General features: G+C 36.7%; 11 protein-coding genes. 5 read left to right on the forward strand and 6 right to left on the reverse strand.

The window, feature by feature from the left end:
• Positions 1–366: 366 nt before the first annotated feature.
• The 4 genes from B806_RS0112035 (at position 367) to B806_RS0112050 (ending at position 4001) form a co-directional block, all read left to right on the forward strand.
• Positions 367–1125, forward strand: coding sequence for an HD domain-containing protein (locus B806_RS0112035; RefSeq protein ID WP_017403072.1), 759 nt, complete (start codon positions 367–369; stop codon positions 1123–1125).
• Between the two features lie 136 nt (positions 1126–1261).
• On the forward strand, positions 1262–1882 hold the full coding sequence (locus tag B806_RS0112040; protein ID WP_025466695.1) for an NUDIX hydrolase: 621 nt from the start codon (positions 1262–1264) through the stop codon (positions 1880–1882).
• A 178-nt stretch (positions 1883–2060) separates the two neighbouring features.
• Positions 2061–2759 (forward strand): DUF1826 domain-containing protein, encoded by a 699-nt coding sequence (locus B806_RS0112045; protein WP_017403074.1) that lies wholly within the window; start codon positions 2061–2063, stop codon positions 2757–2759.
• Between the two features lie 213 nt (positions 2760–2972).
• Positions 2973–4001: a MerR family transcriptional regulator gene (locus tag B806_RS0112050; RefSeq protein WP_017403075.1), complete on the forward strand. Its 1029-nt coding sequence runs from the start codon at positions 2973–2975 to the stop codon at positions 3999–4001.
• 122 nt (positions 4002–4123) lie between these two features.
• On the opposite strand, the gene B806_RS0112055 is transcribed toward B806_RS0112050, so the two are convergent.
• On the reverse strand, positions 4124–4594 hold the full coding sequence (locus B806_RS0112055; RefSeq protein ID WP_017403076.1) for a spore coat U domain-containing protein: 471 nt from the start codon (positions 4592–4594) through the stop codon (positions 4124–4126).
• Positions 4595–5106: 512 nt separating this feature from the next.
• Between B806_RS0112055 and B806_RS0112060 the strand changes: the two genes are divergently transcribed.
• A complete protein-coding gene (locus B806_RS0112060; protein WP_017403077.1) occupies positions 5107–5544 on the forward strand; it encodes a DUF2147 domain-containing protein in 438 nt (145 codons plus the stop codon).
• A gap of 85 nt (positions 5545–5629) precedes the next feature.
• On the opposite strand, the gene B806_RS0112065 is transcribed toward B806_RS0112060, so the two are convergent.
• The 5 genes from B806_RS0112065 to B806_RS0112085 all read right to left on the reverse strand — a co-directional run bounded on the left by B806_RS0112065 (position 5630) and on the right by B806_RS0112085 (position 10494).
• Positions 5630–6934: an MFS transporter gene (locus B806_RS0112065; RefSeq protein WP_017403078.1), complete on the reverse strand. Its 1305-nt coding sequence runs from the start codon at positions 6932–6934 to the stop codon at positions 5630–5632.
• A 349-nt stretch (positions 6935–7283) separates the two neighbouring features.
• A complete protein-coding gene (locus B806_RS0112070) occupies positions 7284–7880 on the reverse strand; it encodes a cytochrome b/b6 domain-containing protein (RefSeq protein WP_017403079.1) in 597 nt (198 codons plus the stop codon).
• A 12-nt stretch (positions 7881–7892) separates the two neighbouring features.
• On the reverse strand, positions 7893–8957 hold the full coding sequence (locus B806_RS0112075) for a catalase family peroxidase (RefSeq protein WP_017403080.1): 1065 nt from the start codon (positions 8955–8957) through the stop codon (positions 7893–7895).
• A gap of 314 nt (positions 8958–9271) precedes the next feature.
• Positions 9272–9742, reverse strand: coding sequence for a hypothetical protein (locus B806_RS0112080; protein WP_017403081.1), 471 nt, complete (start codon positions 9740–9742; stop codon positions 9272–9274).
• 200 nt (positions 9743–9942) lie between these two features.
• Positions 9943–10494, reverse strand: a complete 552-nt coding sequence (locus tag B806_RS0112085) for a TetR/AcrR family transcriptional regulator (protein ID WP_025466696.1) — start codon at positions 10492–10494, stop codon at positions 9943–9945.
• Positions 10495–10902 lie beyond the last annotated feature (408 nt).

Here is a 10902-nt window from a genome sequence, read left to right on the forward strand (position 1 = left end):
TAACTGTCCAACTTTATGGGGTCAGATCATCCTACCGCTACGGGAGGGAACGAGATGCACACAAGACTATTCCTCAGAAGAAATAATCCTGATGTGGTCGAAAAAAGCGGTCCGCGACGACCGACTGGCAATGTGGCCAGCAGGCGAAGAATAATATTCAGACCTCTTTCAGTCAAGCACACAAAATGACATTTGCTTTAAAATAGATCATTAAAAAGTAAGGATAAATAATTAAAATTTATTGTTAAATTGGGGTTTATAAAATGGTTATCAATCAAAGTTCTAACGAGGTCTTAAAAGATACGACTTGCAAAAAATTATCTATGATAATATTTTAGAGTAATTACTCTAAAATGAGAGCTAATCATGAAAACTAAAAGAATTGGTTCATATCACTGGATGCAAGCTACAAATGGTCAGCTCAGCTTCAAACAGAAAGTTAAGTTAATGCAAAAAATTATGCTGCCAAGTGTTATGGCCTCTATAAAAATAAATTACTTTCGGTTCAAAACTTCTAGCGATTTTGATATCGATCAGATCGTGATACCAGATACTCAAATGGTTAAAGTCGCGCTTGATGAACTAGAGGCTAAAGCAGATATATCTATCTATAATCATTCATGGCGCACCTATTTCTGGGGGGCTGCCCTAGGCAATATACAAAAGCAGCAATTTGATCATGAGTCACTTTTAATAGCCTCACTTTTTCATGATATTGGCTTAACTGAGCAACATATTCATAGTAAAGGTTGTAACTGCTTTACCTATGAGAGTGCTAAACAATTTGAGCTAAAGGCTAAAGAACATAGCTTTGATGAGAATAAAAGTGGAGTTATTAAAGATGCTATCTGCTTACATATGAACGGCTATATAGATCACTCTGACCCAGCAGAAATTACGCTATTACAGCAAGGTGCATCCTGTGATGTGATTAGTGACGGTCTATATAGACTCCCCGTCTCTTTTAGAAATGAAATTTTAGAAAAATATCCTAGAAAACAATTTAATAAAGAATTTATTGAGCTTGTTAATTTAGAAAGTAAGAATGTACCAAATTCTCGAACTAGTTTATTAAGTAGTCTTGGTTTACCGCTCATAATTAAGTCAAATTTATTTAAAGAGTGAATTTAATTAGAGCTATTAATCGTACAAAACCTATTAAGACTCAGCTTGAAATTTCAGTTAACAACTGTTTAATAGTGCTTCGGCTGACTATGTCTTACTATAGCTGAAAGATATAAGCATGAAGGCCTCTGTTGCAATGAATGACTCAGTGAAGTGGTTAGAAACTTTAAATAAAATTACTGGTATTGCTCAAACAGGTTTACATTATTCAAAAGATGTTTATGACAAAGAACGTTATGAACAACTCTTAGGGCACATTGAGTATTTATTAGAATTAAAAGAAATCAAAACAGAAAATTTTATTAATAACGTGCTCCAAGATGTAGGTTATGCCACCCCAAAACTAGATGTCAGAGCAGTTGTTTTTAAAGAAAATAAATTATTATTAGCAAAAGAAATTGGAGATGGGCGATGGTCTGTTCCGGGTGGATGGGCTGACGTAGGTTACTCAGCATCGGAAAATGCTGAAAAAGAGGTTCTAGAAGAGACAGGTTTACGAGTTAAGGCCATTAAATTATTAGCTTTAACTGATAGAACCAAGCACCCACACCCTCCCATGTTTTTACATGTGTATAAGGCTTTCTTCTGGTGTGAAATTATTGATGGTGAACTGACACCAAGTATTGAAACACCCGAAGTTGGATTCTTTAGTAGAGATGAGTTACCACCTATTTCTACAGCACGGGTAACAGAAGAACAAATACAGCAATTTTTTGATTATTTAGAGTCAGTACCAGACGTTACTAAGTTTGATTAGTTAAAAAAATCAATGAAAAGAGAAATATCTATTATTGATAAAAAACTATTAGTTATTTAACTCTAGAATGTTCTTCTGAAGTAAGCCTAAGCTGGTTTAATAAATTGGAATGGAATATTTTTTGGCTAAGCTCAGGCTATAATATTAGACATGCTCTATTATTTTATCTAATTCACATATGAAGAACGCATTTTCTGACAGCAACCAAATTAGACAAGTGTCTAGTTTCCCTGAACTTGTAAATACAAAGTTTCAAGGAGAGACAAATGCGATTTGCTGGCACAGAAATTTGGTGGGCGACTTTAGAGAAATTGTGAATAATCTTCAGTTAAAAGAAAATATTACAGAAGTTTCTATTGAAGACCTTTTAGCGCTACAACTTTCAGAAAAAGGTAATCTTGCAAGGACAACTATTTTAGAAGATATCGAGCTATTAACTGATTTTGGTGCATCACCTGTACTTAATTTGCTTAAAAACTATGAACGCGATGAAGAACTAGATTTCATTTCAACCGATGTATATTCATTCCATGTTGATCGCTCCCCCATTGAAACCGATACATTCTTATGTACCTATCATGGCGCTGCTAGCGATATTGTGCCCAATGATCAAGTTGAACAAAAAGTTTTAATTCCAGAAATTAGAGAAAAGCTCAAAGAATTACATGATGGCTCTGATGCTGAATTTGAAGCTTTTTTGGCAGAGTATTTTTTTGATTTGCATTATCAGCCTAAACCCGATGCTCAACCTGTAAATTTAGGCACGGGACATATTTGGCGTTTAGCAGTAGATCATCCAACTCAAAAGGTTTTACCTTGTGTTCACCGAGCACCTGTTGAAAAAGATGGCGAGTATCGATTGCTGTTGATTTGTTAAATATATTGCCACTCCATGACGGGAATGGCTTGAAATCATTTTTATCCAAGAAAACTGGCTTAACTAATCTCTTAAGATATTCCGAAAACGGATCAAATAAATTCGGATATCTACCAAAGCAAAAATAATGAAAAATATGATTTAAAGTAGTTGACCCTCACGTAACGTAAGCCCCTAGCATAAAACACGCCTAAGGAAGAAGGAGCTAAAAAGATGCTGTTAAAAGTTGGTGAATTGGCTAAGCAAACAGGACTTACTGTCCGTGCTCTTCATCACTATGACGATATCGGTTTACTTCAGCCTTCGGTCCGTTCCGATGCAGGTTATCGACTATACACCCGCAAAGACATTACTCGTTTGCATCAGATTCAAGCATTACGAGGACTGGGAATGTCGTTAGCCGAAATCCATACGGTTCTTGAAGACCCCAATCTTGCGCTTTTACCGATTATTGATCAGCAGATTCAAGCAATTGATCAAAGGCTGACAGAGCAAAAGAAATTGCGAAATCAGCTCAGCAAACTTAAATCTCAGATCATAAGGGGTGAAGAGCTTGGTTTGGAGGATTGGCTAAAAACACTGGAGCTTATCGCGATGTTTGACAAATACTTTACAAAAGAAGAGCTTGAAAAACTGACTTTCTTACAAGCAGGCACTAAAAGCCACCAAGAATGGCAAGAGTTAACTCAAGCAGCAAATGCACTATTTAATGCTGGTGAACCATCTAACAGTGAAGCAGCTCAAGACCTAGCTCGAAAGTGGATGAAAACTCTTGAGCACAATACGCGAGCTAACCCAGAATGGTTAGTTAAACTAAATGCCATAAACTCAGCCGAACCTGAATTTCAGGAAAAATTAGGCGTAAAGCCAGAAGTTGTTGAGTTTTTACTTAAAGCTTTTTCTGAGAGTAAGCTGAGTATTTTTGCCCGTTATTTATCTGACGATGAGTTTATTTTTCTAAAAGAGAATTATATTCGTGAGATGAAAAAATGGCCTCAATTATTGGTTGATATTGAAAAATTGATTGATGCCGAGGTCACACCAGATAGTGATGGAGCAAAGCGTTCGGCACAACAATGGCTCTCTATGCTACAAGGCTATGCTGGCAAAAACCCAAGTACTCAAGAGAAAATCCGTACAGCAATGCAAAGTGAACCAAGCCTTGCTGACGGTACTTGGCTCAAACCAGTGACTCTACAATTTCTGGAAAAAGCAGTAGCAGCATTAATGCGTGGTGCTTAGTTCTATCAAAACAACTGGCTACACCATATTTTGGTGTAGCTTTTTAAAATATTCTATTCTGCCCTAAAAACAGTTTTTTGATAAATTAGTTTTGATATTTATGATTATTTTTGTTTTCAAAATTAATATATAACATTCACACGAACCCAATCTTCATACTTGGTCGCCTGAACATTCGTAGTTGATATGATCGCTCCATGAATAGGAATATTTTCTTTCATTCCTGTCGCGATTCGTGAACGTATTTTATCCGCCACCCCTCCCCAAATTTGAGTATGGCCCGCATCTTGATACAGTACATATGCAACAGATGCTGGGCTGTTAGTAGATTTAAGTTCAAAGTTATTGTCAGAGGTTACAGCCAATTGATAGGGTGTATTTTTGCTGCATTGCACAGTTACATCCGTTCTTGCAGTAGGAACTGGCTGAGCACGTTCAACCGAACCAAAATCTAAGTTTCCTTGTGTGGAAACTTCACAAGTTTCTAAAATGGTTAAACTGACCCTCAATGATGTAGATGCATTTCCTGCATCTGCACTATTTAACGTCAACATTCCCATCAGAGAAAATAAAGCATGTCTAATGACTTTCATTTCTTCTCTCCTTAACTTTTTGTTCTAATGTCTATTCATCTTTATATTGTGTTTTTTCTGTTCCTATTAAAGAAACAGCTTTCAGGATTGTTTAGTTATAAGACTTAATATTGCACAGTGTCAATCTATACTAATCACATGATTTGCATATTATTTTTATTATTTGTGATGAGTTACACGCAATCTAATTAATTTAAAAAGTAGTGGATGTTTTTTATTTCTCCTAAGCGTAAATTTTGTCATTATTTATCAAACTGTATGCAGTTTACTCACCCTACTACTTCTAAAAATTATCAGTAATTTATAATCTGCTTTTAAACCTTGCTTAATCATTCTGTCCATTCTCGCAATTGCATAAAAAAACCGATCAAAATAATATCCAAACAAATAGATTATAACTTTGCATATTATTTAGCTTATAGATTTAATACTAAGAAAATTGTGAAGTTAAATTTAAAATGAAGAATTCTGGCCTTTGAAACCATTTATTTTTAATTCGAGAAAACATTGATATGAAAAAATATTTATTATTAATTTTATTCAGCTTTTATTCGGTTCATTCATTTGCTTCGGACAAATTACATGGCAGTGTTTGGAAAACCATTGATGATGCAACCAATCAACCTAGAGCGCTGGTAAGATTTAGCCAAGATAAAAATGGCAACCTCTCTGCAAACATCGAAAAAATACTTGTTCCAAGTGAGGCTAACAAATGTACGATGTGTGAAGGTACCTACAAAAACAAATCTTTGATTGGCTTAACCATCGTCAAAAATTTAAAAAGTGTCGGTCAAAATAAATATGATAAAGGTTCTATCCTCGACCCACAGTCTGATAAAACCTATCGCTTTAGCTTAACAGTATCCCCAGATGGCGAAAAACTTACCGCGCGTGGATATATTGGTATCTCTGCAATTGGTCGAAATCAAACGTGGTATCGAGTTAAATAGCTTATGAAGTAACAGTAACCAACTCTTTGTAACTACTTACCGATCATAATTACAGTCAGTATGTGCATGATGGATGTAATAGTTTTTATGATCGGTACTTAGCTTGAATCATCAGCATAATAATGACGAGTAGCGAAGGTATTGCTGCAATCACGAATAAATGGGTAATGACCAGAAATTGAGAAAGGTAGCCACCAAATAGCGGCCCAATGACCGAACCCAAACGGGCAATTCCGATACTCCAGCCCACTCCTGTAGTACGAAGTGAAACTGGGTAATAACTGGCAGACAGTGCATTAATGGCAGGTTGCCCACCAACAATGGCAAAGCCAGCAATAAAAATGATAATAAATAATAAAACAATATGGCTAACCGCATAGCCAATTAAAGCAACACTCATCACTGCAACCAAAAAAACAGGAATTAATACTTTATAGAATCCTGTCTTATCGATTTTAAGGCCCATCACCACACTACCAATCGTACCGCCTAATTGTAGAGTGGAACAGATCATCAATGCCTGATTTAGTGAGAGCCCTGATTCTTTAGCCAAAGTCGGTAACCAGTTTGCCAGAAAATATAGACTGATCATGTTTAAAATACTGATGATCCAGATGGAATAGGTAAAAAACGCGCGCTGATTTTTAAATAACTGAAGCGGCGACTTTTTAACCTCAACTTCAGTGTTATTGATGATTTTTATTTCTGAATTAAATGTTAATGCGGGATAAAACTTCTTTAACCAAAATAAAATCTTAGGATTATTTTTATTATCTTCACTCAAAAAATATAAAGATTCTGGCATCTTAAAGTATGTGATAAAGAAAATAATTAAAGGAACAATACCGCCAAAATAGAAAATTGCCTGCCAGCCTCCCCAAGGAACTAGTAAGGCGGATATACCGCCCCCTAACATTGCCCCTACCGTATAGCCACAAGAAATGACCATCATGGTAAAAATACGAGATTTGAATGGAACAATTTCGGAGCTATAAGCCATAACATTTGGCATGATCCCTCCTAAAAAAATTCCTGTAACAAAGCGGATTGCAGTCAATTGCTCAATATTGCCTACATGTGGCGTCACCAGCATCAATACCGAGAACATAAAAGTTGAGATCAGTAAGATGGGACGGCGGCCAAAACGATCAGAGAGTGAACTTAATAAAAATGATCCGACAAATAAACCAAACAAACTGGCGCTAAACACAATCCCTAGCATGGATTTTTGAACGCCCCATTCTTCTATAATCATTGGGGCTGCGTAAGCCATAGACTGGATGTCATAGCCATCCATAATCATCAGTAATAAACAGGTGATCAGAATAAATTTTTGATAGCGTCCAACTTTCTGCTGATTGATCAAATCACTTAATGCAACTTCTTTCATGGTATTCCCTTCTCCATGACATGCTTTAAATTAATTCATTTTAATTATGCAATACGTAATCAATTTACGATTAACGTAAAATAAAATAGCAATAATATACCAATAAAGTCAAAATATTATTTTTTTACAATATAAACAAAAAGTTAGATCGGAAGATTTGATTATGTCGCAGTAATGAACTCACCTTATTGCACGGGGTCTATGGTCTGCTCATCTAACAAAAAACAAGCAAACCAAACATTCTATTATTTAAATTATTTTTAGATTCAAACAGATGATTAAAGAAACAATCGAAAATCTTTTCCCTCTCGTCCACCTGATCTGAGCTTAAGAGCTAAATCACTCCCCCTCAATCAACATTCTTCTTTTCAGCAGAAGATCCATTACTTGATGGTTTAGAAGAGCCCAAAGCCATACTTGAGAATACGCCATCGCGATAAATCCATGCATGTAATAACGCAGCAGACAGATGACCAATAACCACAGCAAATAATAACCAAGCCAAAATTCCGTGTAGAGTACGGAACCAAGCGTAAAGCGTAGAGTTAGTAGGTGCTATAGGTGGAAGGTCCCAACCCGGAAATAGAGTTACAGGCCAATTACCTGCTGATAGCGTAGCCCATCCGAGCAATGGCAAACTAAACATCAAAATATAAAGCAGCCAATGTGATGCATGGGCCATAAATGCCTGCCAGCGCGGTACAGTCGGTGGCAAAGGTGGAATTGGAAAATAGAGTCGATTTATTAATCTAATGATGACCAATAATAAGATTGCGATTCCTAAAGGACGATGGATATCGATTAACCACGGACGCCAAGTGATTGAGGTTGTCATTCCCACACCAATAAATAGCATGGCCAAAATCGCTACCGCCATAAGCCAATGTAGAATTCGAGCAGTCAAATTAAAATGGCGTGGAGCATTATTGTTAGATTTGTTTTGCATGGCTGATCTCTCCTATTTGCCCACGGCATCCGTTGCTTTGCCAAATCCAATTTCACGTAAGCGAGCATTGTAAGACTGTGAATAGATACTTGCTCGAGCGGCAAGTACCGGATCATCTGATAACTCAATTCCCGGTGGAACTAGTGTTGGGTCAAAGTTGATATCACGGCAAACGCCATTTACCTGTTCAGTTACATTTTTGACTTCCAATGTTCCTGCTATCACTTCTTTGCGTTCTTTTGGCCAAGGTTGAGATGGGTCATTCACTGGGTCTCCCGGCTCGGCAAGTTGCAAAACTAAATCCCAATATAGCGGCCCTTCAGCCAAACGTTTTTTGATGTCTTTAAATAAGAAATCATGGCCAGCTTGATCACGTTGTTCTTTGGTCAGACTAATGAATTTTGAATGAGGACGCATAGACCAACGCACTGGCTGTTCTTGTCCATTGGCGGCCCGCAATATAAATGCATTTACGACATAAAATTCTGCGCCAGTGAAACTACCAGTTAATGGCATCTTTGCCTTTTGTTCAATAGACTTACGCGCTTCTGGATATTCTTTTAGAAAAGCCTCAACAAGGGCTGGATCAGGTTTGCCAGTAGATGGAACTGGTTTAAATGCTTTTTGCTGCGCCAAAAAACCTTCAGCATTTCGCGTAGGGAAATAGGGAAAGTTGTTTAATTTCATGCGCCATTGTGAATGATCAGCTGCGGAAAGTAATAAAGCCATACTCACTGTTGCTGTAGAATTATCTGCTGCATGCGGGTTACCACTTCCAATAGAAAATCGACCAATTGCTGGTATATCAGACTTGGCAAATACCGTGGCTTTAGAGAGTGCCGCTGCAGAACCATTACTGTGGTAAGTGCCATCAAAACAAATACCCTTACCGTGTGCACGTCGATATCCGGGATCAAAGTTATTTAATGAGTCGCCCAAAAAAGTTTTGCTTGTGGTGCGATGCCCAAATAGACCGGCGACCCAAGCAAATGCCAATATTAAAGAGCCCGCGATTACAGCAATACCCACGAATCGCAGCCAATACTTCTTTAGAGTTTTAAAATTCAAATTATTCATTCTTCATCCTGTGTAAATTGTATGGCTGCATCCCTAAAAAAGAGTTTGATCATGTCAAAAGAGACTTACTTACATTGATGGAATCACGTTCAAAATTAGCTGAGTAAATAAAATCCCGAAAGTTCTGGATCCAATAGAGATAAGCCTTAATATAATATTTATTTCTGGGCCATATAAGGTACGCACCCACTTACGGGTCCTCATCATCTTTTACAGCTGATAATCATTTTTAGATTTTTAACATAAACAAGCAACTGTCCCTATAAACAGTTGCTTGAGATTTTTCATTTATAAATAATAATTAGCGCTTCTCATCATGAAGTAGCCAAACCTTTTTCATTTTTTTTATAATCGTCAGAATCAAAATAGCTCCTAATCATATTGGCACTTTCTTCTGACTTTCTTTTTTCTTCTTCTAAATCAACTTTAACTTCTTGTCTGGCTTCATATTCAGCAGGAACCAAGCTAGTAAGTGGTGGAAGCTTAGGTCTGCCTCCAACTGTAATTCTTTCTATAAAGCTGGCTAACCACATAATGTATTCAAGCTTATTTTTATATTTGGGCATTAAACTGATATCTAACTTAACTAAGCACTGATCGGGCGGTTTGTTTAAACACGCTTCGAAATCAAAGTAATTATTTTTTAGTTTACATGAAGAACCCTTGAGCTCTTTTCTTATCGCACTCACTAAGTTATTGAGCTGCTCAATAGTGCTTTCAGAAAATAAATTCTTTTTCTCGAATTCTTCGTAAACCTTTTCGGCGATAGCTATAAATTTTGTCATCCCTATTTCCCTTTTATTATAGGCATTCTTATATCTTTTGCCTTTTAAGGAATTATGATGAATTAATCATTACAAAATGTAAGGGATTTTGGTTATTAAGTAATTAATATGAAACTTTTGCAATCTGTTACGGAAACCGTCCGCAGGGATAAAAATTAATGGCTAATAGACCACAAAGAATAAAGATTTATTAGCCTCTGTTAGACATAAATTGTATAAAGATCTATCACTTTCTCCCTCTCATCTGTCTGGCCTGTGCTTAAAAGCTGAATAATTGTGCCTTCAATCATATATAAAAATAGCTTGGCGTCCTGAAAAGTCGCATCTTTCTTGATTGCTCTAAGCTGGCTATAGATTTCATTAATAAGCCACGTTCTATATCTCACCGCGGTTTGATAAGCTTTTGGATAAGTCAGTTTTGTTTCAAACATGGCTTTAAACAATAAATAGTACAGTCCCTCTAAATCGGTATGTAAAAGATAAAGTTTCTTAAGTTTTTCCTTCACGCTTAAGCCTTGGTCGTATTCAACAATTGAAACCACTTTTTCTTTTAGACGTTCTTTTTGTACGATCAGGCAGATTTCAATAAACCGCTCTTTTGAATGAAAAAAGTTATAAAAGGTCGCTTTGGTAATTTTTGACTCTTTAACAATTCTGTCGACCCCAACCGTATGAAAGCCGTGATGCTGAAATAAATCAATCGACGTATTAATAACTTGAATAGCACGTGTTGAGAGAACTAACTTTGGCATAGTTTTACCGTTATAAAAATTCTTGTTGTATATAAATGAGATAAAAAACCTGTGCCCTTTCTGGGAGAAAAAAAGGCACAGCAAAGCCATAAAGACTGTGCTTGGCACATCTCAAGTTTTATTGTTGAGTAAGTTTTTTGGTCGTGACGATTTAAAGCTTGAAAACCTTAGGGCGATCAAACTGCTTTAAACGTTTAAGCTGTGTCGTAATAGCTTATGGCAAGGGCCGCCAAGAAATAATGGATGTGCAAAGCCAACTCCTTTTTATTGGGAGTTCTGCCAGACATTAAATTTATGGTGGCAGAACGAAAGAGGGTTAGCAGACTGGTGAAAGATATAACCAGCACACCCGAAGGTGTCCCTCTCCCGTCCTGAACTGCACCCCATAAGTTAGACTTTTAAAACTTA

This window comes from Acinetobacter sp. TG2027, assembly GCF_000302435.1.
Taxonomy (GTDB): domain Bacteria; phylum Pseudomonadota; class Gammaproteobacteria; order Pseudomonadales; family Moraxellaceae; genus Acinetobacter; species Acinetobacter pittii.

Bases quoted from the DNA above. Each gene is read 5' to 3' on its own strand.
- B806_RS0112035 (WP_017403072.1), top strand. From the start codon at position 367: ATGAAAACTAAAAGAATTGGTTCATATCACTGGATGCAAGCTACAAAT.
- B806_RS0112055 (WP_017403076.1), bottom strand. From the start codon at position 4,594: ATGAAAGTCATTAGACATGCTTTATTTTCTCTGATGGGAATGTTGACG.
- B806_RS0112050 (WP_017403075.1), top strand. From the start codon at position 2,973: ATGCTGTTAAAAGTTGGTGAATTGGCTAAGCAAACAGGACTTACTGTC.
- B806_RS0112080 (WP_017403081.1), bottom strand. From the start codon at position 9,742: ATGACAAAATTTATAGCTATCGCCGAAAAGGTTTACGAAGAATTCGAG.
- B806_RS0112070 (WP_017403079.1), bottom strand. From the start codon at position 7,880: ATGCAAAACAAATCTAACAATAATGCTCCACGCCATTTTAATTTGACT.
- B806_RS0112085 (WP_025466696.1), bottom strand. From the start codon at position 10,494: ATGCCAAAGTTAGTTCTCTCAACACGTGCTATTCAAGTTATTAATACG.
- B806_RS0112040 (WP_025466695.1), top strand. From the start codon at position 1,262: ATGAATGACTCAGTGAAGTGGTTAGAAACTTTAAATAAAATTACTGGT.
- B806_RS0112045 (WP_017403074.1), top strand. From the start codon at position 2,061: ATGAAGAACGCATTTTCTGACAGCAACCAAATTAGACAAGTGTCTAGT.
- B806_RS0112060 (WP_017403077.1), top strand. From the start codon at position 5,107: ATGAAAAAATATTTATTATTAATTTTATTCAGCTTTTATTCGGTTCAT.
- B806_RS0112065 (WP_017403078.1), bottom strand. From the start codon at position 6,934: ATGAAAGAAGTTGCATTAAGTGATTTGATCAATCAGCAGAAAGTTGGA.
- B806_RS0112075 (WP_017403080.1), bottom strand. From the start codon at position 8,957: ATGAATAATTTGAATTTTAAAACTCTAAAGAAGTATTGGCTGCGATTC.